Origin of the sequence: Nocardia donostiensis, from assembly GCF_002081715.1 — a bacterium.
Taxonomy (GTDB): domain Bacteria; phylum Actinomycetota; class Actinomycetes; order Mycobacteriales; family Mycobacteriaceae; genus Nocardia; species Nocardia donostiensis.
On record NZ_MUKP01000045.1, the window covers coordinates 16258 to 37180 of the forward strand.

A 20923-nucleotide genomic window follows, 5' to 3' on the forward strand; every position below is an offset into this window, starting at 1 on the left:
GCGGGCCCGCGCCCGTCGAGCCGCTGTGGCGCCGCATCGTCGGGTAGCTGCTGGGCCGAGTGTGTGCCTGCGTGGTGTGGTGCGTGTCGTCGCGGTGTGGTGCGTGTGCCGCGGTGTGATGCGCGTGCCGCCGCGAGTGTCGAACCCGACCCGACGGCGAACGTGGCGCGTGTTTGGTTTACGCTGCGTAGTACTCGGGCCGTTTCCCGAGGTGTGCGTGCATGGTAAGCGGGCAACCTCCGGGTAGGTCCGGACCGAGCTGTAAACGCATCGCCCAGGCCGAACGCCGGGACGATGCTTTGTCGGAATGTGTGGGCGACCAGGAAGGCGTGAGCGTGGCGCACAAGGCGAGCGACGAGATCGGGGCACGGCCTGCCCGGGGGCGGCAGGGCCGTATCCTTCGACGGGCCGGGCTGGCGGTGTCCCTGGGGATCACCACGATGCTCGTCTCCGGCTGCTCGATCGACAATGTCTGGCTGCGATTCGGCTGGCCCTCCGGCATCACGCCGCAGGCAACCCGGATGCGTGAGCTGTGGACCTGGTCGGTCATCGCCGCCCTGCTGATGGGTGTGCTGGTGTGGGGTCTGACCTTCTGGACCGTGACCTTCCACCGCAAGAAGAAGGGCGACCCGGAATTCCCGCGTCAGACCGGCTACAACGTGCCGTTGGAGCTGACCTATACGGCGATCCCGTTCGTGATCATCGCGGTGCTGTTCTACTTCACCGTGGTCGTGCAGAACTACGTGCACGAAAAGGTGCCCGACCCCGATGTCACGGTGGACGTGACCGCGTTCCAGTGGAACTGGAAGTTCGGCTACCGCAATATCGACCTGAAGAACGGCTTCGTCTACGACGGCATCGACTATGACCGTGAGGCCGCCAATCAGGAACAGCTGGACCAGTACCGCGACCGGGTCGACGAGAACGGCCACCCGCAGCCGGGTCCGGTACACGGCAAGCCGGAGAACGACGTCCTGTCGTACCTGCACTACAACAAGATCGAGACCGTCGGCACCAGCAACGAGGTTCCCGTCCTGGTGCTGCCGACCGGCAAGGTCATCGAGTTCCAGCTCGCCGCCGCCGATGTGATCCACGCGTTCTGGGTGCCGGAGTTCCTGTTCAAGCGTGACGTGATGCCGAACCCGAAGGAGAACAACTCCGACAACGTCTTCCAGATCACCGAGATCCAGAAGGAAGGCGCGTTCGTCGGCCGTTGCGCGGAAATGTGCGGCACGTTCCACTCGATGATGAACTTCGAGGTCCGGGCCGTCAGCCCGGACAAGTTCGAGCGCTACATCGAGGCGCGGCAGCAAGGTATGTCCAACGCGCAGGCGCTGGAGTCGATCGGGGAGTCGCCGGTCGCCACCTCCACCAAGCCCTTCAACACCGACCGGACGGTGCGCAGCGCGTCCGCGCCCGAAAGCAAGTGAGGGACTGATCCGATATGAAGATCGAAGCTCGGATTTTCGAACTGCTGACGGTGTTCTTCGTCATCGTCGCCGTCGTGTACGGGTTCTTCACCGCACAGTCGCGTACCGGCATCGAATGGGCGGGCCTCACCGCCATCGTGCTCACCGCAGGCTTGGCGCTGATCATCGGCACCTACTTCCGCTTCGTCGCGCGGCGCCTCGACCTGCGTCCCGAGGACTACGAAGACGCCGAGATCGTCGACGGCGCGGGTGATCTGGGGTTCTTCTCGCCCGGTAGCTTCTGGCCCGTCCTGCTGGCTGGCGCCGGTTCGGTGACCGCTCTCGGCCTGGCGTTCTGGCAGTCCTGGCTGATCGCCCTCGGTGTGGTATGCATTTTGATCGCCGCGGGTGGGCTGGTGTTCGAATACCACCTCGGACCCGAGAAGCACTGAGTACCCGATACGACGAGGTCCCACCTGCGCAGCGCAGGTGGGACCTCGTTCTTTGCCTTGGCTTTACCGCTGGTCGGACAGGTGGGACGGCGCGCAGTGTGCGAGCGCGCCGCCCGGTAGCGATCAGTCGGCGGATTCGTAGCGCAACGCATTCTCCGAACGGCAGATCTCGTCGATCCCGGTGACGATATCGCGCAGCTGCTCCGACGGCAGCGCGGATGGCCGCAGCCGACAGGTGAAGGTGATCAGGCCGTGGTCGACGGCGGGCAGGCCGCGGCCCGCCGATTCGCTGCGCAGATAGCGCGAGCGCACACCATAGGTCATCGCGGAGATAACGGTGAAGCAGCCGGTGCGTTCCCGGTGCCCGGAGAACAGGTCGTGCAGCCGGTAGAACACCGACGTATAGTTCGCGGTCGGCGCGAACACACCCACCCGGTAGGCGGGGCCGCGTTCGGAGGAACTGATCACGGTATCGGCCAGGTATTCGGCATCGCGCAGGGTCAGCACCTTGGGGGTGAACATAACCGCGCCCGCAGCCGCGTTACGCACCGGCATACCCGCCTTACCGCTGGACGCCGAAGCAATCGCGCCCAGCGATTTACGCGCCCTCGACCCGACCTCACGCCGCGCCCGCAGCGAACGGGTCGGCGAGGTGGGATACAGGCTGGACCACTGCCCGAACCGCACCGTGCCGAGCTGTACTCGACCGGTGCCGACCGGCCGCGACACCTTCAGCGGCGCGGTATCCACCCAGCGGCCCACCTGCAGCACGGCGGCGCCCGGCCGGGTGATCTCGGCGTGCGCGTGCTCGACGAAGGTGTCGAAATCCAGGAACCGGTCGGCCTGGGTGGACAGCCAGGTACGGTCCTTGTCGATCTCGATCGTATCCAGGGTGAGCGCGGTGATGATGCCCGCGCGCCCGCCCGCACCGAGGATGCGGTGGAAACGCTCGGTGTGATGGTGTCTACCGCAGGTGCCGATGCGTCCGTCGGTGTCGACGTACTCCAAGTCGACAATCTGATCTATGAACATCCCGTACCGGTGCGATGCGGTGCTCACCCCGCCGACGGAGGCGAAACCGCCCGCGGTGATATCGCGGTGGTCGCCGACGATCGGCAGCCCGAGCCCGTGCGCGCCGAGCCTGCGGTCGATATCCGACAGTCGCGCGCCCGCCTGCACGCGCACGGTGCCGCGACCCAGGTTGAGATCGAGTACGGAGTTCATCCGGCGCAGCGACACCACAGCCCGCTGGTCGGGTACCGCGAGCCCGTCGAGCGCCGGTTCGCCGCCGTGGACGGCCAGCGATTGCGAACGGTCCCGTGAATCGCGCACGGTGCGAACGACATCCGCGGTGTCACGGGGAAGATATGCTGCGGCGGAGACAGTGTGCGGCGTGCTCATGGCACGAAGCTAACCACAGCGCGCCCGCGCTTGTGCGGCCGATCCACGGGTCCGATGTTCCGCCGCTGAACGGGCGCGGCTGAACAGCACCGATCCGGTTCAGCGCGAAGCGAGCCGCTCCAGCCGCTGCCCGACGGCCGCGACCCAGTCGACCTGACCCATGGCGGCGAAGTCCACCCACAGGGCGTCGAAGGAGTCCCGTCCGGCCGACAGCAGACCGCCGCGTTTATCGGCTTCCATGACCACGCTCATACCGTGTTCGACGGCGACGAACGTCACCTCGAGCTGGTTGATGCGGGGGAAACGCGGCGACGGCGCGAATTCGATCTCCTGATAGAAGGGCAGTTGCTGCGGGGTCCCGGAAACACGGCCCGATTCCACGTCGGCGCTGCGCAGCCCGAACCCCCAGCGTTCCACCGCGTCGAGGATGACGTGCTGGGCGGGCAGGGCGCCCACTCCGATCGGGTCGGTGTCCTTGGCGTCCACGCCGCCGTTCAGATCGACCACGGTGCGCACCGCTACCGACGTACCGGGCAGGTGACGATTGTTGTAGAAGGTGATCGGCGTCTCCATCGGGGCACGTAACCCGAACGGGAATTCCAGAGATGCGCCGGGGTTCAGCTCGAACCCGCCCTGCACGCGCACCCTTCCGAACCCGGCCTCGCCGACGTATTCCCCGTCGTCGTGCTCGACCTCGACGCGCGTCACCAGCTCCACGTCGACACTGGTGACCCGCTGAGCGGTCTGTCCGCCGCGGAGCCGGATGACCCCTTGTAGCACACCCCCTGGTTGCACTCCCGCCCCGAACAATTCGGTCTCCACCTCGGCCCCACCGACACCGACTGCCGCAAGCAACTTCTTGAACATGCGGAAGACTTTTCCATCCCGCCCTGTGCCGCACCTGGTGTTGCCCTGCGCTGTGACCGACGTCATTCGCATAACGACTGTGCCACAGGGGTTATCACCCGGATTATCGGATCGGCCGCGGTCGCCGGCCCACGGAAGTTGTCGGCGTCGTCATCACCGAGATAGCCCGGCTGCTGGTAGCTGTCGCACCTCCCGGTGTCCGAGCGGCAACCGGGCAGGCCCGCTGACGTCGCGGCTTCCCGCATACGGAGTATCGAGGCAGGACAGGGCCGCAGCTGCCCCCGGAGGGCGCTTCGAGGCCACGTCACGCGCCGTCGATATGTCCCCGGAGTGCCTGTGGGCCGGGTCAGCTCGCGGCGGTTTCGGGAATGCGCGGGGTATGCGACGACGGCCCGGACGGGACGTCCTTCTTCAGGCTGGCCGCGTAGACGTCGACGTACTCCTGGCCGGTGAGCTGCATGAGCGCGTACATGACCTCGTCGGTGACGGCGCGTTCGACGAAACGGTTGCCGCCCATACCTTCATAGCGGGAGAAGTCGATGGGTGTGCCGAATTTGACGGTCACCCGGTGGCGGCGCCACCGGAACGGTCCGGGCGGGCTGACCCGGTCGGTGCCGATGACGGCGACCGGGATCACCGGGACACCGGTTTCCAGCGCCAGCCGCGCCATACCGGTCTTGCCCTTGTAGAGCCTGCCGTCCGGGGAGCGGGTGCCCTCGGGGTAGAGGCCGACGAGGCGGCCCTGGTCGAGGAGTTTGCGAGCGGTGTTGAGGGCGTCTTCGGCCGCGTCGGCGCCGCTGCGGTCGATCGGGTACTGACCGCTGGCGCTGAAGAAGAACTTCTGCAGTCTGCCCTTGAACCCGGGGGTGGTGAAGTACTCGGCCTTGGCCAGGTAGTTGATGCGCCGCGGGCTCACCAGCGGCGCGAACAGCCAGTCCGCGATCGAGAGGTGATTGCCCGCCATGATGGCCGCACCGTCGGCGGGAATGTTTTCCACACCTTCCACCGTCGGCCGGTTGTAGAGGTGGATGAACGGACCCAGCAGCACGAATTTCAGCAGCCAGTAGAACATGACGTCCTTACTCCCGGGGCCGGGATAGTTGGCGGGGTGGGGGAGACCTCGGGTGCCGACTTTACCGCTGGTCGCAGATCACAACCAAGCGTGGCGGCGTTTCCGGCCACAGTGTCGTCGGACACGTTCGCTCCGGTGATACCCGCCGGTATCCTGTTGCGCCGGGCGCATCGTCAGCGACCGGCGATCAGCGCGGTGCGGGCAAGTTCGGCCACCCCGATCATGCCCGCGGCTTCCCCGAGGTGAGTGGTGCGGATCCGAGCGAGCGGGCGATGGCCCCGGCCGGTGAGCGCGGCCGCGTACTCTTCGCGCGCTTCGTCCAGGAACAGCGGCGCGGAACCGCTCACCCCACCGGCGATGACGACCAGATCCGGGTCGAAGATATCGCCGACGAAGGCGAGCCCGAGCCCGAGCCAGCGCGCGAAATCGGCCATCACCCGCAGCGCGAGCGGATCACCGTCTTGGGCGGCTCCCGCGACGCGACGGCCGGTGAGTGAACCCGGGTCCGGGAAGACATCCTTGGCCAGCACGGAATGTTCCTGCTCGGTGGCCAGCATCTCGATCGCCGTATCGGCCAGCGCCGTCCCGCTGCAATACCGTTCCCAGCAGCCGCGTTTACCGCATGCGCAGGCCCGGCCCTGCGGAACCACCTGTAGGTGACCGAGTTCTGGGGCGATGCCGTGGCTGCCGCGGTACAGCTGTCCGTTGATCAGCAGCGCCGCTCCGATCCCGGTGCCGAGCGCCACCAGCACCACATTGTGGCCGCCTGCTGCGGCGCCGAACCGGTATTCGGCCAGGACGGCGGCATTGGCGTCGTGCTCCAGTAGCACCGGCAGTGCGAGCCGGTCGGTGAGACGTTGCGCCACCGCAGTGTCCTGCCAGGGCAGATGCGGGGCGAACCGGACGGTGCTGCGGTCGCTGTCGACGAAACCAGCCACTGCCAGACCGACAGCGTCGACCGGGTGCCGTCCGCGCAGTTCCCGCACCGCGCGGGCGATGGCGTCTTCGAGTGCGCCCGACGAATGCGGGGTCGGTGATTGCACGGTGTCGAGGACAACGCCGTCACCGTCTACCACGGATGCGCGGATATTCGTTCCGCCGACGTCGATACCGACGGTCAGCGGGTGGGCATCCGACCGGGTGCGGGTCATCCTTTGATCGTTACGGGGATACCGACGTAGCGGGCACGTTTGTGTTCGCCGCGAGCAGCACGGCTCCCGGCGGGATCCGGGGCATCGGCGGGCGAACCGGCCGCGGCGTCGACAGCGGGATCCGGCGGAGTATCCGATGGGTCGTGTGCCGGGGAACCGTCAGCTGCGGGAGAGGGAGTGCCGGGTGAGTTCGAGCGTGCCCTTTTGCCGCGCCCGAACCCGAGGCGTGCGCTGCGGCGGCGCGGTGGTGCCGTTTCCGCCGCTTGGCCCGAGCTGTCGGCGGCGGCCGAACTCGTCTCGTCGGCGACGCGAGCCCGCTCATCGGAACCGGGGGCGTCGTTGGGTGCGGTAGCTCCCGGCCCAGTGGCGCTGTCCGTGCCGTCGGGTTCCTGGTCTTCCGGGACGGCATTGCTCGAACGCTGGTGCGGGTCGCCGCTACCCGAATGCTGGTGCGGCATCACCGGATCGACCGGCACACCTGCCAATGCCTCCCGCAGCACCGTGACGATCGCCGTTCCGTGCTCGGCGAGCGCGGCGACCACCTCATGGCGTTCGCCGCGCACCAGCGCCGCCGCGGCGCAGACCGGGCACCAGTTGCAATTACTCCACTCGGGTTTGCCCTCGGCCGCGGCATGCCGCAACGCCGGTTCGATCCGCTCCAGCACCACCTCGGCGAGTAGGCGCATTTCGTCGGCGAATTCGGCGATCCCGTCGTTGTCGACTGCGGTGCGGCGGCTGTCGTCGACGGTCACTGCGGCCACGCCTGCGGGTCGGGACGGAACCGAACGACCAGATAGCCGTCGTCGAGTTCGGCGGCACTGACCGTGCATCGCCGCAACACCGGAGCCAGGCGCAATCGGCGCCGGATTCCGTCCGCTCCCACGATCAAATCGTCCTCCACTCGTCCCAGGCGCAAGGTTGCCGGGTCGGCGACCGGCAGATGCATCCGCATCGCGTACACCGACTGCAATCCCGCGCCGGATTCCCATCGAACCACCGGCTCACCGGATCCGGCGGTCCCTCCCGCCGGATTGTTGTCCACACCGGGCTCGCTGTCGACTCCGGGCACTCCGTCGGCGACCACGCACGACAGTGCTGCCAGCGGTCCGACACCCACCGGTTCCGGTCCGGTGTGCCCGGCGACCAGCACCGCCACCTCCGGCATGGCGCGGCGCAGCCCGGAGATCACATCGAGTTGTTCGCCGCGGCGGGTCAGATACCAGGCGACGGCAGGATGCTCGGGTTCCGGCCCGGATTCGGGCACCGGTGGTAGTACCTTGTTCACCACCACGGCGTCCAGGCGCAGCCCGAGCAGCGCCGCCGCCGAACGCACCCGCGCGGTTTCGGCGACCGCGACCCGTTCGGCGACAGTGACGAGCCGGGCGCCGGTGCGTTCGCGGTCGGCCAGCAGATCGCGTACCTCGCTCACCGCGTCGACGATCCGCTGCGTCGTCCCCGCCAGCACGGCCCGGCGCAGATCGGTGCCGATCGCGCTCATCACCCGCTCATGTGACGGCCATATCCGCTCCAGGTAACCGAGCAGAGTGTCGGGTGCGGTGACGATGCGCAGCATATCCGCCGACGGCGGACAGTCCACGACGATCACATCCCAGTGGTCTTCCTGCGCGAACTGAGTGATCTCCACGAGCATCAGCAGTTCCTGCACCCCGGGCAGCCCGGTCAGCTCCGCCGGGTCCAGCGCGCCCAGATCGATCCCGTGATCGTGGCCGTGCTCGGCTGCCAGCAACCGGGTCACCGCGGCGAAACGGTCCTCGAGCAACGCCAGCGAATCGACCTCGATCACTTCCAGCCCAGGCAGGACCGGCGCGATACCGGCGACGGTGCCCGGGTCGTGCGGGAACCGGAAACCGAGCGCGTCGCCGAGGGAATGGGCCTGATCGAGCGAGGCGACCAGCACCCGCTGCCCGGCACGGGCATACGACATCGCCGTCGCGCAGGCCAGCGTCGTCTTGCCCACGCCGCCCTTGCCGATGAACAGTTCGACGCGGGTCCGCTGCCCGCTCAGCCTTCGACCCGTTTCTTCAGTTCCTTCAACGCGGTATCGGTGATCACCTTCTCCGCCTTGCGCTTGAACATGCCGATCATCGGAATGTTCAGGTCGACGGTCAGCTCGTATATCACCTCGGTGCTGCCGTCGGGGCGGTCGATCAGCTGGTAGGTGCCGTCCTGGGCTTTCTGCAGCTCGCCGCTGATCAGCCTCCAGCTGACCGCCTTCCCGTCGGCGCGCCAGTCGTAGGACAGTACGTAGGTGTCCTTGACGACACCCGCGTCCAGCACGAACCGGGCGGTGCGCGCCCGCCCGTCGGCACCGGTCTCCAGTACCTCGACCGATTTCGCCGCCTCCACCCACTCCGGGTAGGCAGGCAGATCGGCGATAACGGACATCACCTGCTGCGATGGCGCCGCGATGAGGATCGATCTCTGGGTCCGGTCGGCCATTGCGGTCTGCGGTTCCTTTCCGGCGACAATGCTGGGAAAACGTCAGGATGTGAGCGCGGACGGAGTGACGCCTGCGGGGCGGTCGGCTTCCAGCCGGTCCTTGACCTCGAACGACATGGTCTTGCCCGCCACCCGGCGGGCACGGACAACCGCGGCCAGTTTGCGCGGCGGCAGCGGCTGCGGGGGTTCGGCGTGCAGGAAATAGTGCAGGATCACCCCGTCCAGCGACGGTTCCAGCCACACTTCCATCGTCCCGGTCAGCGCTCCGCGCACCGACCAGCGGATCCCCTTGTCGCCCCGGTCCTCCCGGACGTCGAGTTCCAGATCCGGCCACCAGTTACGCCAGCGGTTGGGGCCCGCCAGCGCAGCGGCCACCGCGGCGCCCGGCGCGGCGACGAAAGTCTGATCTGCGACCTGGATACTGCTCACACTGGCTGAGCGTAATAGATCGCCGGTAGCGGCCCGCATCTGCTGGGCGATGCAACGGTTTCAGCGCAGCAGTCGGCGTAACCGGGCGCCGAGGGAGTCCCAGCGCCAATACCGCTGTACCCACGCCCGACCCGCCGCGCCCATCGCGGCGGCGGCGTCGCGGTCGGCGAGGATATCGATGATGGCGTCGGCGATCCGGTCCACATCCCGGCCGTCGACCACCCGGCCCGTCTCACCCTCGACAACGGTTTCGGGTGCACCGCCGGAGCGGCCCGCTACGACCGGCACCCCGGACGCCGAGGCCTCCAGGTAGACGATGCCCAGGCCTTCGACATCCAGGCCCGCGCCCCGAGTGCGGGCAGGCATGGCGAAAACATCGGCCAGGGTGTGATGGGCGGCCAGTTCCCCGGAGGACACCCGTCCGGTGAACACCACGCTGTCGGTGACCTCGCAGGATTCAGCCAGCGTGCGCAGGTACTGCTCATAGGGACCGCCGCCTGCGATGACAAGCACCGCGCCGGGAATCCGCTCCCGGATCCGGCGCATCGCCACGATCAGCACGTCCTGCCCTTTGCGCGGTACCAGCCGCGACAGGCACAGCACGGTCGGCCGGTCGCCCAGCCCGTACCGCTGCCGCAGTTCCGCTCGTGCCGCCGGATCCGGCCGGAAAACTTCGGGATCCACCCCCGGCGGCAGATATTCCAGCGCGGCGTTCGGCCCGAACGCCGCAGCGAACCGGCTGCGCGTGTACTTGCTGACAAAGGTCACCACATCGGTGTTCTCACCGATCACCCGCAGTGTCTGGCGGGCGCCGGGCAGCATCGACCAGCCCACCTCGTGGCCGTGCGTGCTGGCCAGAATCCGTTCCGCGCCCGCGCGCCGCAGCACCGGCGACATCACCGCCAGTGGCGCCGCCGCCCCGAACCACACCGTGTCGCAGTTCTCGCTGCGCAGCAGACGCGCCGCGCGCCGCAGCACCAGCGGCGTTGGCAGCATCAATGTCGTCGGATGACGCACCACCTGGAACTTCTGCTCGGCATCGAACCGGGTATGGCTGTCTCCTCGCCAGCGCGGTGCGTAGACCACCAGGTCATCGGGTGGTAACTGTCCCGCAAGTGCCTGCAGGTACGACTGGATACCACCCGGTCGAGGCGGGAAATCATTGGTAACCAGCAGTGTTCGAGCCATACCGGACAACCTACTTGGTTACCGGCGCCGCACCGGAGCGCGGTCGTCGCCCGGCACGGCCGATGGCCCGCATGCCTAGTTGGAATCGGGCGACCACGAGGCAGCGGAGTTGGCGGGCACGACGAATGCCAGATCGGGGACCGGATGCTCCAGGGTCAGCGGGATCGGTCGCTGAGCCAGGTGCGCCAGCCGCTCAGTACTGTCTGCCGGTCGGTGCCGAGCACGTCTCGGAAGGCAGCGTGCTCGGTCTGCGGAGTGTGCGGCCCGGTGGCCAGCCGGTGGTAGAGGGCGACCAGGTTCGTCTCCCCGTATCGCTGCGCCAGGTAGGCACAGATCGACCAGGCGAGTTCGTAGGCGGCGGCGGCTCGATCGCCGGTGAACATCGGGTCGGTGGGGAAATCCGGCGCCGTGGCGCCGCCGCGGATGTCGCGGTACACGGTGGGCGCGATCTCGGAGAAGGGCCGGGAAGTTGCGCGGTGAGCGGCGTATTCGGCGAAACCTTCCAGCAACCACTGCGGTGCACCGTCGACGGTGACCGCCCTGGTTGCGACATGCGTGAGTTCGTGGCGCAGCAGAGTCCGCAACCCCGCCGGGTCGAGGCGGCGGCCCGCATCGGGGCCGAACACCACGCGCTGGCCCGTGGGCTGAGTACCGGGGGCGAAGGGATCGGCGATGGTGACCGCGGCGACCTCGGCGGGCAGGGCGCCGGGCGCGCGCACCAGCGCGGTGAATTCGGGACGGGTCGCCGAGACCACCACGATCGGTGACCGGGACCATTCGGTTCCCCACAGTTCGGTGATCGATGCCGTGGCGGCGGCTAGTTCACCGGCGAGAACGTCGATATCGTGCTGCTGCATGGGATGGCCGACGACAAGCGCGGGCCGGTCGGCTCCGGTGCGAATCTCCCGGACCACCAGCGGGCCATACGGTTCGGCGATGCGCCGCACCTCGTCCAGACGCGGGTCTGCTGCCGCCGTGCCCGCGGGGCCTGCGAGACCGGGCTGCACGGTGCGGGTAGGTGCGCGCACCGGATCGGGCACTACGAGGAGCGCGACACCGGCCCCGGTCAGCAGCACCACCAACACGGTGGTGAGCACGAACTCGAGACGCCGTCGCGCCGCCAGCCGGTTCCGGGCTCCTCGGATGCCACTCATCGGCGTTCAGTATCGCCGAGCGGAATGGAAAGGGGTCGAACCCATGGGCGCCACGGCAACCGGGACACCGAACGTCGAAGCATGCAACATCAGGCCGTCGCCCGCGTAGATGCCCACATGCGAGATGTCGGGGTAGAAGAACACCACGTCACCGGGCTGCAGATCGTCCCGGTCGACCGGCGTGCCGTAGGCGGCCTGCGCCGAACTGGTGCGCGGCACATCCTTGCCGACCTGTTTGAACGCCCACTGCACCAGTCCGGAACAGTCGAACTGGTCGGGGCCTGTCGCGCCCCACACATACGGGTCGCCGACCCGGGTCAGCCCGGCGGCCAAGGCGCTGGTCCCGCTGCCGGGTACCAGATCCTGCAGCAGACTGTCGCGGTCGTAGCCGGGAGGGAACGGGGAACCGGCCAATGCGGTCTTGTCCTGGGTCGACAACGTACTCCACGCCTGGATCACCTCGGTGACCGCGCCCTGCAGGTCGGCGCGTGTGCGTTCCAGATCGGTGAGCGCGGCATCAGCCTGGTCGGCGGCTCGGCGCGCGGCATCGGCGGCTGCTCGTGCCACGGATTCGGCGTCGGTGGCGGCGTCGGTGGCGGCGGTGTATCGCTTCAGCTGATCCGATGTCTGGGCGGCGACCACGTCCAGCGTCGACATCTGATCGAGCATCTGCTGCGGAGAATCGCTGACCAGCACCGCGAAGAGGCGGTTGGTGCGCGCGCCCTGATAGGCGGCGATCGCGGTGCGGTCGATCATCGGCCGGTATTTGTTCACCTCGTTGCGGGCGGCGTCGACGGCGGCGCTGCTCGCGGCGAGTTTCGCTTCCGCGTCGCGCTGCGCGGCGCGTTTCGCGTCGAGATCGTCCTGTGCGCCCAGCATCTGCTGGTTGAGCTGCTCGGTCTGGCGTGACAGATCGAGCATCCGCTGCATCGCCTCAGGTGCGCTGCTCGGTGCTCCGGCCGGGTCGGCGCCCGCAGGCCCCGCCCCGCACAGGACCCCCGCGAGAAGCCCGGTGGTGAGTGCTGCGCCCGCAAGTCGTCTGATGCGATGACGCCGCTGATGTGCTGCCACAGCCTGCCGTGCCCCGTTCTGTGTAAATCCCTTGTGCAAATCCGCTTCGGTGCAGGCGGAAAGGTCTCGATTACGTTACGGAACGGCCGTATTGCGTGTCCAGAGGGGCACGAAATGATTACGGCCACTGCGAAAACGGGCCGCTCACCCGGCGGAAGGGGTGAGCGGCCCGTTTTCGCCGGACTCAGAAGCGACGCGCGCCTGCGACCGGCATCGACGAGATCGGCGCGATATGCACCGGGGTACCGGAGGTCGCCGCGTGGATCACGTTGCCGTTGCCCGCGTACAGGCCGGAGTGGCCGCCGCCGTAGAACGACACCAGGTCGCCCGGCTGCAGGTCGTTGAGCGACACCGGGGTGCCCGCGGCCAGTTGCGCACCACTGGTGCGTGGCAGTTCGCGCCCGGCCTGGCGGTAGGACCACTGCACGAGACCGGAGCAGTCGAAGGCGTCCGGACCGGCCGCGCCGTACACATAGGGTGCGCCCTGTTTGCTCATCGCCGCATCGAGTGCCAGCTGGCCCACCGTCTTGGTGGGGGTGACGAACGGCGGCGGTGCCGGGGTGGGGATCGGCAGGCCCGGGATCGTGGGCGGGACCTGGATCTGGTCCGGGACCGGGATCTCGTTCGGAACTTCGAAAGTTCCCACGCCCGGTACGGTGACCGGCTTTGCCGCGGCGGGGGCTGCGGGAAGCAGGAACGCGCCAAGGGTGGCAGCGCCGACGGCTCCGGCTGCAGCAGCACGCCGCGCCTGTCGCTTGACGGTGTTGGACGCCATGATGCGGTTACTCCCAATCTGCCCCACGACGCCGTACCTGATGCACGCCGGACTCCGTGAGGTCTCGAAGAGGTTACGAACAGATCACGGTCCGTTGTAAAGCCTCGATGTCGAGAATCCGAGGAGGGTGAGTTTCCGGCTGGCAAACCCTGCGAGATGGGTCACAAAATTACGAAACCGTAACGGCGGTGGAGGTGAGGGACGTGACCGGAGGGTCCAGCCGAGGGGTGGCGGTGCTGTCGACGGGGGTGGGCAATCGGCGTTGTTGCAGTTCGCTCGCTTTGCTGCCGAGGTGATGTCATACCGGATCGCGCTGCTGTCGAACGGGGGAGCGGATCGGATTGTCATGGGGGCTGATTCCCGTGGGTTTTGCATAGGAGGTTCGGCAAATCAATAGCCAACGCATACTGCTGTGACGTGTAGCACTTTTGTGCTTCGGAGATCATCCAGTTGGGAAAAAGAACAGGTTCGGCGACATATGTCAGGTGTTCGACACCGCCCGCTACCCCCAACCTGTCGGACCCCCGTCCTAGGCTGCACGCCGTGTCCGCCCTCGTCCCGCGCCCGCCCGCACCCCGGCAGTTGGCGTTCGACGAACTCGATACCCCGCTGTATGACACCACTTTCGTGGTCGTCGACCTGGAAACCACCGGGACCAGCGCGGACACCGACGCCATCACCGAAATCGGCGCGGTCAAAGTGCGCGGCGGACAGGTACTCGGCGAATTCGCCACCCTCGTCGATCCCGGTCGGGCCATCCCGCCCGCGGTCGTGCACATCACCGGCATCACCACCGCCATGGTGTGCGCCGCCCCGCCCATCGAGGCGGTGCTGCCCGGTTTCCTCGAATTCGCCGCCGACGCGGTGCTGGTCGCGCACAACGCTCGGTTCGATCTGGCTTTTCTGCGCGCCGCCGCTGCCCGCTGCGATACCGCATGGCCGGCCACCCGAACGCTGTGCACCGTGCGGCTGGCCCGCCGGGTACTCAACCGCGACGAAGCGCCATCGGTGCGGCTGGGCGCCCTGGCACGCCTGCTCGGCGCGAAAACCACGCCCACCCACCGCGCCCTGGACGATGCCAGAGCGACCGTCGATGTGCTGCACGCGCTGATCGAACGAGTCGGCAACCAAGGCGTGCACAGTCTTACCGAGCTGATCGACTATCTGCCCGATGTCACCGGACAGCGGCGCGCCAAACGGGTCCTGGCCGCCGACCTGCCCGCCGCCCCCGGTGTCTACCTGTTCCGCGGCCCCTCCGACGAAGTCCTATATATAGGAACGGCGGTGAATCTGCGCCGTCGCGTGCGTAACTACTTCACCGGCTCGGAAACCCGCAGCCGCATGAAGGAAATGGTCGCGCTGGCCACCCGCGTCGACCATGTGGTGTGCGCGCACGGCCTGGAGGCGGGTGTGCGGGAACTGCGGCTGCTCGCCGCGCACGCACCGCCGTACAACCGCCGCTCCACATCCCCCACCCGCGGCTGGTGGATCACCCTCACCGACGAAGCGTTCCCCCGTTTGGCGATCACCCGCGATCCCGGCTCCACTGCCATCGGCCCGTTCGGTTCCCGTGCCGCCGCGGGCGAGATCGCCGCAACCGTCGCCGAATTCTGCGGACTGCGCACCTGCACCACCCGGCTGTCGTGCACCGCGATCCACCAGTGCCCACCCGAGGTGATCGGCGGATGCCCCGCTGCGGTTCCGGGTTCCGTGCTCGACATGCAGGCATACGCACCCGCGCCCGCCGCGGTCCGCGCCCTGTTCACCGGCGCCGACGACACCGTGCTGCGCGCGATCGTCGGCCGGATCGAAAACCACGCCCACGCCGAGCGTTTCGAATCGGCTGCCCGCCTGCGCGACCGCGCCGCCGCCGTCATCCGTGCCCTGCACCGGACCCAGCGCCTTGCCGCCATCGCCCGCATCGCCGAACTGATCGCCGCCCACCCGGACGGTTTCGGCGGCTGGGAGTTCGCGGTGATCCGCTACGGCCGCCTCGCCGGAGCAGGCACCGCAGCCAGGGGAGTGCCCCCGATGCCCGTGGTCGAGCAGATCGTCGCCGCTGCGGAAACCGTCGTTCCCGCCGGTACTGCGGCGGCACCGGCCGACCTGCCGCCCCTGCGCGGCGCCTCACCGGAAGAAGTAGGTGTGATCGCCCGCTGGCTACACCGCCCCGGCGTTCGCATCGTCGGAACCAGCGACGGCTACCGGGAACCCGCATACGGCGGTTCCCGTTGGCTGGCCTGGGCCGCGATCGCCGAAAAAGCGGTGGCGGACGCCCGCGCCGGGGAGGAGTATGCCGAGTCGACAGGGTGAAAGCGCCACCGACCCGTCGTGACAGTGCCCGCGCTCAGCCGGTGCCTGCCGTGGGCGCCCCAGTGCATTCTTCGCTGCGGGCCGCAGCCGGACGACCGGCAGGCGAAGCTGCCGTCGCTCGTTCGCCCCGCGCTGTCGGATGCAGACGTGGCCGGCGGCGGTCGCGATGCCGTCGAGAAGTGCGAGGAGGAGGGCACTGTGGTCGCGGCCGACGGATGCCGCGCGTGCGTCCGCTCCGCGTAGTGGCGAGGTGCCTAGGCTGTGGGCATGATTACCGCGATCGTGCTCATCCACGCCGACAGCAGCCGCATCCCGGAAACCGCGCAGGCGGTGGCGGACCTCGAGGGCGTGACCGAGGTGTATTCGTGTGCGGGCGACGTCGATCTGATCGGGATCGTGCGGGTGCGTGACCATGAGCAGATCGCCGAGGTGGTGACCGGGCGGATCGATAAAACACCGGGGGTGGTGCGCACGATCACCCATATCGCGTTCAAGTCCTATTCGAGCGCCGACGTCGAAGCGGGATTCTCGCTGGGGGAGTGAACCGCTCAGGGCACGTGGATCGACGTTCCGGTGACCGCGCGGATTTCGCGCGGCGCCAGGGACGCGGTCACCTCGCCCAGACAGCCGCGGCCGTAGTAAACGAGCACCACCGCATCGGTGTGGTTTTCGATGGGCCGGGCCGCGGTGTTGCCGCCGACCTCCACACAACCATGGGGGTCGTGGTACACGGTGCCGGCCACGACCAGCCCGCCCCGGGCCGCGAACGCGTTCGGTGCGGTGACAGGCAACGCCACCAGCCCTGCGCCGACGACCACCGCCGCAGTTCGCCGCACAGCTCGCCTCTTCATCGCCGAATCGTCTCCTTCCGGGTACCGGTGGATGTCGTTCAGCCGTCGCCGAGCGTGTCGGCCAGCGCCACCCACCGATCCAGCAGCCCCGCTGCCTTGCCGCTGTCGATCGCGGCCGCCGCACGCGCGATACCGACACCGAGTAGGTCGTCCAGATCGGCATCGGGATCGTAGCCCTGGGACAGGTCGTAGGCGACGATCGCCGCGGCAGAGTTCACCAGCACCGCATCGCGCACCGGCCCGCTCACCCCGGCCAGCACATCGCGCGCCACACCGGCGTTGACCTGCGCGTCCCCGCCGCGCAGCGCATCCAGATCCACGCGTGCGATACCGAGGCGGGTCGGGTCGATCACCGTTTCCCGCATCCGGCCGCCCGACACCACCCAGGTCTCGGTGACATCGGAGGTGGTGATCTCGTCCAGACCGTCACGCCCGCGCACCACCAGCGCGCTCGCGCCGCGTTCGGCGAACACCCCGGCGATCGTCGGCAGCAGCTCCGGGAACGCGCAGCCCACCAGACCGGCACGGGGCTGCGCCGGGTTGGTGAGCGGTCCGAGCACGTTGAACACGGTCGGGATGCCGATCTGTTTGCGGGCCGGACCGGCGAACCGAAGCGCAGGATGGAACAGCGGCGCGAAGCAGAAACCGATCCCCACCTCGCGGACGCATCGGGCCACCGCCTCCGGTCCGAGCGCCAGCCGGACCCCGAGCGCCTCCAGCACGTCCGCGCCGCCGCTTTTGGAACTGGCCGCCCGGTTACCGTGCTTGACCACCGGCACCCCGGCCGCGGCGACCACGATCGAGGACATGGTGGAGATGTTCACCGAACCGGAGCGGTCGCCGCCGGTACCGACGATATCCACCGCGTCGCCGTCGATATGCACCAGGCGGGCGTGCGCGAGCATCCCGGCCGCCATCCCGGACAGTTCGGCGGGAGTCGGCCCCTTGATCTTGAGCGCCACACCGAAGGCGGCGATCTGGGCGGAGGTGGCGTGATCGGAGAAGATCTCGTCGATCGCCCAGCTGGTGTCGTCCGCGGTCAGGTCGCCGCCGTCGGCGAGTACTCCCAGCACCTGCGGCCAGCTGCGCGTGCTCATCCACCATCTCCCATCACACCGGTACGCGACCAGTCACGTTCGTCCATCACCCTAGTGCGCGAATTGTTATCGGCGCTGCTCGGGAGCGGGCCGCCTGCCTTGCCGAGCGAACAGCCGGACATGGAATCGGCAGTGGGCCACCGCGACACACCGAGCCGTGTCCGAAGATGATCACCGGCGCCGCAAGCTGCGCGTTTACCGACACGGACCACGCAGTTTCGCACCCGCTTGCTTTCGTCGTACTACGAAGGGTCATACTTACCCCCGTGACGACCGCAGTAGGTACCTCAGGATCGGCCATTACCCAGCGTGTGCATTCGCTGAACCGGCCCAACATGGTCAGCGTCGGTACCATCATCTGGCTGTCCAGCGAGCTGATGTTCTTCGCCGGCCTCTTCGCGATGTACTTCGTCGCGCGTGCCCAAGCTCCGGACGGGATCTGGCCGCCGCCGCCGACCGAACTGAACCTGGCACTGGCCGTACCGGTCACCACCGTGCTGGTCGCCTCGTCGTTCACCTGCCAGATGGGTGTGTTCGCGGCCGAGCGCGGTGACGTGTTCGGTCTGCGCCGCTGGTATGTGCTCACCTTCCTGATGGGCCTGTTCTTCGTCCTCGGACAGGGCTATGAGTACTACCACCTGGTGGACCACGGCACCTCGATCTCCAGCAGTGCCTACGGCTCGGTGTTCTACATCACCACCGGCTTCCACGGCCTGCACGTGATCGGCGGTCTGATCGCGTTCCTGTTCCTGCTCGCCCGCACCAAGATGAGCAAGTTCACCCCCGCGCAGGCCACCGCCGCGATCGTCGTCTCCTACTACTGGCATTTCGTCGACATCGTCTGGATCGGGCTGTTCGCCACGATCTACTTCGTCCGCTGACCCGGGCGTCGTCGACCTCCAGCCACAGCACAAGTCGGTTCCGTCTACTCAAAGGGACACAGATGAGTTCATCTCCCCCAACAGCGCCAGCGCCCGCCAGCCCCGGGCACGGCGAGGCCAGCAAGACGCGCAGGCAGCGCCGCGTCCGCCGTCGTATCGCGGGTGGGCTTGCGCTTCTGGTGGGTCTCGTCGGAGCCGGCTTCCTCGCCTCGGCGCTCACGCCCGAGCCGCAGATCGCCACCGCCGACCAGGACTCCTCGGCGCTGATCCGGGAAGGCCAGCAGCTCTACGAAACCTCCTGCATCACCTGTCACGGCGCCAACCTGCAGGGCGTGACCGACCGCGGCCCGAGCCTGATCGGTGTCGGTGAGGCCGCGGTCTACTTCCAGGTGTCCTCGGGCCGCATGCCGATGGTGCGCAACGAGGCGCAGGCTCAGCGCAAACCGCCGAAGTTCGACGCCCACCAGACTGACGCCATCGGCGCCTACGTGGCCGCCAACGGCGGCGGTCCGACTGTGGTCCGCGACGCGAACGGCGAGATCGCGCAGGAGTCGCTGCGCGGCGGCGATATCGGTCGCGGCGGTGAGCTGTTCCGCATGAACTGCGCATCCTGCCACAACTTCACCGGCCGCGGTGGCGCGCTGTCGTCCGGTAAGTTCGCCCCGCCGCTGGATCCGGCGTCGGAGCAGCAGATCTACACCGCCATGCTGACCGGCCCGCAGAACATGCCGAAATTCTCCGACCGGCAGCTGACCCCGGAGGAGAAGCGCGACATCATCGCCTATGTCAAGGATGCGTCCGAATCCCAGTCGCCGGGTGGCTTCTCCCTGGGCGGCTTCGGCCCCGCGACAGAGGGGGTCGCCGTCTGGCTCGTCGGAATCGTGCTCGTAGTCGGTGCGGCGATGTGGATCGGATCCCGGGCATGACCGGCAAAGAACACCCGAACGAACAGGAGCGAAACGACATGGGTCGCCCGAAAGAGGGCAGTGATCGCCCGAAAGAGGGTCAAGAGGGCGGTAACGTCGAAGCGGGCAAGGCCCATGGCCCCGCCGCCGAACCGACCGAGGCCGAACTGGACGCGATGTCGCGTGACGAGCTGGTCAAGCTCGGTACCGCGCGCGACGGCGTAGAGGTCGTCTACCGGCGCGAACGGTTCCCGGTTCCGGGCACCCGCGCCGAGAAGCGGGCCGAACGCCAGGTGGCGCTGTGGTTCGCCGTCTCCGGGTTGTTCGCCCTCGCACTGGTCGGTGTCTTCCTGTTCTGGCCGTGGGAGTTCAAGGGCAAAGACGAAGAAGGCCACGGCCTGTACTCGCTGACCACCCCGCTCTACGGCATCACCTTCGGTGTCTCGGTGCTCGCCATCGGCATCGCCGTGGTGCTGATCCGCAAGAAGTTCATCCCGGCCGAACTGTCCATCCAGGACCGTCACGACGGCCGCTCCGCCGAGGTGGAACGGCGCACCCTGATCGCCGAACTCAGCGACGCCGCGGAATCCTCCACCCTGGGCCGCCGCAAGCTGATCACCCGCACCGCGGGCGCGGGCGTCGGCGTGCTCGGCATCGGCGCACTGCTGATGTTCGTCGGCGGCATGGTGAAGAACCCGTGGGCCAAGGGTGACAAGTCGCCGCTGTGGGTGTCGGGCTGGACCCCGGACTACCCGGGCCAGACGGTCTACCTGCGCCGCGACACCGGCCGCCCGAACGATATCGTGCTGGTCCGCCCCGAGGACCTGGACGCGGGCGCCATGGAAACGGTGTTCCCGTGGAAGGAAGAATGGCGCGGGGACGAGCACGCCACGCTGCAGTCGCTGCGTGGTATCCGCAACTCCGTCATGCTGATCCGGCTGCGCACCGAGGACGCTCAGGCCGCGATCAAGCGCAAGGGGCAGGAAAGCTTCAACTTCGGCGACTACTTCGCCTACTCGAAGATCTGCACCCATCTCGGCTGCCCGACCTCGCTGTACGAGCAGCAGACCAACCGGATTCTGTGCCCCTGCCACCAGTCGCAGTTCTCGGCGACCGAATGGGGTAAGCCGGTCTTCGGTCCTGCCGCCCGTGCGCTGCCGCAGCTGCCGATCACCGTCAACACCGAGGGCTACCTGGTCGCCAACGGCGACTTCATCGAGCCGCTCGGGCCCGCATTCTGGGAGCGTCGTTCATGAGTGTTGGAGAAGTCATCGGCCGCAAGGCGGCCGCCCACGCCGATGCCGTGGACGAGCGGTATCGGGCCGCGGCGTTCGTGAAGCGTTCGATCAACAAGGTCTTCCCGACGCATTGGTCGTTCCTACTGGGTGAGATCGCCCTGTACTGCTTCATCATCTTGTTGCTGTCGGGTGTGTATCTGACCCTGTTC

At 68.0% G+C, this 20923-nt stretch carries 21 protein-coding genes and 1 pseudogene; 8 read left to right on the forward strand and 14 right to left on the reverse strand.

From position 1 onward, the window contains the following. Nucleotides 1-440 precede the first annotated feature (440 nt). The gene (gene ctaC, locus B0T44_RS22025) at nt 441-1430 is read left to right on the forward strand and encodes an aa3-type cytochrome oxidase subunit II (protein ID WP_245839711.1); all 990 of its coding nucleotides are present in this window, start codon (nt 441-443) and stop codon (nt 1428-1430) included. A 14-nt stretch (nt 1431-1444) separates the two neighbouring features. Continuing rightward, nucleotides 1445-1861: a cytochrome c oxidase subunit 4 gene (locus tag B0T44_RS22030; protein ID WP_077121653.1), complete on the forward strand. Its 417-nt coding sequence runs from the start codon at nt 1445-1447 to the stop codon at nt 1859-1861. 123 nt (nt 1862-1984) lie between these two features. Here B0T44_RS22030 and B0T44_RS22035 read toward each other — a convergent pair whose 3' ends face one another. The 12 genes from B0T44_RS22035 to B0T44_RS22090 form a co-directional block, all read right to left on the reverse strand. Next, nucleotides 1985-3262: an FAD-binding oxidoreductase gene (locus B0T44_RS22035; protein ID WP_077121655.1), complete on the reverse strand. Its 1278-nt coding sequence runs from the start codon at nt 3260-3262 to the stop codon at nt 1985-1987. 99 nt (nt 3263-3361) lie between these two features. Continuing rightward, nucleotides 3362-4129: a sporulation protein gene (locus B0T44_RS22040; protein ID WP_077121699.1), complete on the reverse strand. Its 768-nt coding sequence runs from the start codon at nt 4127-4129 to the stop codon at nt 3362-3364. 346 nt (nt 4130-4475) lie between these two features. Beyond that, on the reverse strand, nt 4476-5201 hold the full coding sequence (locus B0T44_RS22045; RefSeq protein ID WP_077121657.1) for a lysophospholipid acyltransferase family protein: 726 nt from the start codon (nt 5199-5201) through the stop codon (nt 4476-4478). Between the two features lie 173 nt (nt 5202-5374). Next, the gene (locus B0T44_RS22050; RefSeq protein ID WP_077121659.1) at nt 5375-6352 is read right to left on the reverse strand and encodes an ROK family protein; all 978 of its coding nucleotides are present in this window, start codon (nt 6350-6352) and stop codon (nt 5375-5377) included. Next, nucleotides 6349-7104: a hypothetical protein gene (locus B0T44_RS28250; protein ID WP_245839707.1), complete on the reverse strand. Its 756-nt coding sequence runs from the start codon at nt 7102-7104 to the stop codon at nt 6349-6351. Before B0T44_RS28250 ends, B0T44_RS22050 begins: the two co-directional genes overlap by 4 nt. After that, a complete protein-coding gene (locus B0T44_RS22060; RefSeq protein ID WP_077121701.1) occupies nt 7101-8351 on the reverse strand; it encodes an ArsA family ATPase in 1251 nt (416 codons plus the stop codon). The genes B0T44_RS28250 and B0T44_RS22060 overlap by 4 nt, the downstream gene beginning before the upstream one ends. A gap of 23 nt (nt 8352-8374) precedes the next feature. Further along, entirely contained in the window at nt 8375-8812 is a 438-nt protein-coding gene (locus B0T44_RS22065; RefSeq protein WP_077121661.1) for an SRPBCC family protein, read from the reverse strand. Nucleotides 8813-8854: 42 nt separating this feature from the next. After that, on the reverse strand, nt 8855-9241 hold the full coding sequence (locus tag B0T44_RS22070; RefSeq protein WP_077121662.1) for a polyketide cyclase / dehydrase and lipid transport: 387 nt from the start codon (nt 9239-9241) through the stop codon (nt 8855-8857). Nucleotides 9242-9301: 60 nt separating this feature from the next. After that, entirely contained in the window at nt 9302-10429 is a 1128-nt protein-coding gene (locus tag B0T44_RS22075) for a glycosyltransferase family 4 protein (RefSeq protein ID WP_077121664.1), read from the reverse strand. Between the two features lie 155 nt (nt 10430-10584). Beyond that, a complete protein-coding gene (locus B0T44_RS22080; protein ID WP_077121666.1) occupies nt 10585-11583 on the reverse strand; it encodes a peptidase MA family metallohydrolase in 999 nt (332 codons plus the stop codon). Between the two features lie 6 nt (nt 11584-11589). Then, entirely contained in the window at nt 11590-12654 is a 1065-nt protein-coding gene (locus B0T44_RS22085) for an NlpC/P60 family protein (protein WP_077121668.1), read from the reverse strand. Between the two features lie 184 nt (nt 12655-12838). Then, nucleotides 12839-13429 carry a C40 family peptidase gene (locus tag B0T44_RS22090; protein WP_077121670.1) on the reverse strand — a complete coding sequence of 197 codons (591 nt, stop codon included), beginning with the start codon at nt 13427-13429 and terminating at the stop codon, nt 12839-12841. A gap of 543 nt (nt 13430-13972) precedes the next feature. Between B0T44_RS22090 and B0T44_RS22095 the strand changes: the two genes are divergently transcribed. Further along, entirely contained in the window at nt 13973-15742 is a 1770-nt protein-coding gene (locus B0T44_RS22095; protein WP_077121672.1) for a DEDD exonuclease domain-containing protein, read from the forward strand. 267 nt (nt 15743-16009) lie between these two features. Continuing rightward, complete coding sequence (locus B0T44_RS22105) at nt 16010-16285, forward strand: Lrp/AsnC family transcriptional regulator (RefSeq protein WP_077121676.1); 276 nt, start codon at nt 16010-16012, stop codon at nt 16283-16285. A 5-nt stretch (nt 16286-16290) separates the two neighbouring features. Here B0T44_RS22105 and B0T44_RS22110 read toward each other — a convergent pair whose 3' ends face one another. Together B0T44_RS22110 and trpD are read right to left on the reverse strand one after the other, a co-directional pair. After that, entirely contained in the window at nt 16291-16593 is a 303-nt protein-coding gene (locus B0T44_RS22110) for a hypothetical protein (protein WP_139348024.1), read from the reverse strand. Nucleotides 16594-16631: 38 nt separating this feature from the next. Then, nucleotides 16632-17690: an anthranilate phosphoribosyltransferase gene (gene trpD / locus B0T44_RS22115; RefSeq protein ID WP_077121680.1), complete on the reverse strand. Its 1059-nt coding sequence runs from the start codon at nt 17688-17690 to the stop codon at nt 16632-16634. Between the two features lie 266 nt (nt 17691-17956). Between trpD and ctaE the strand changes: the two genes are divergently transcribed. From ctaE to B0T44_RS22135, 4 genes and pseudogenes are all read left to right on the forward strand, one after another. Further along, nucleotides 17957-18571, forward strand: a complete 615-nt coding sequence (ctaE, locus tag B0T44_RS22120) for an aa3-type cytochrome oxidase subunit III (protein ID WP_077121682.1) — start codon at nt 17957-17959, stop codon at nt 18569-18571. 62 nt (nt 18572-18633) lie between these two features. After that, on the forward strand, nt 18634-19497 hold the full coding sequence (qcrC, locus tag B0T44_RS22125; RefSeq protein WP_077121684.1) for a cytochrome bc1 complex diheme cytochrome c subunit: 864 nt from the start codon (nt 18634-18636) through the stop codon (nt 19495-19497). Nucleotides 19498-19535: 38 nt separating this feature from the next. Next, complete coding sequence (qcrA, locus tag B0T44_RS22130) at nt 19536-20732, forward strand: cytochrome bc1 complex Rieske iron-sulfur subunit (RefSeq protein ID WP_081512521.1); 1197 nt, start codon at nt 19536-19538, stop codon at nt 20730-20732. Then, nucleotides 20729-20923: pseudogene (locus tag B0T44_RS22135) on the forward strand (cytochrome bc1 complex cytochrome b subunit); the annotation flags it as partial. The gene qcrA and the pseudogene B0T44_RS22135, both read left to right, overlap by 4 nt.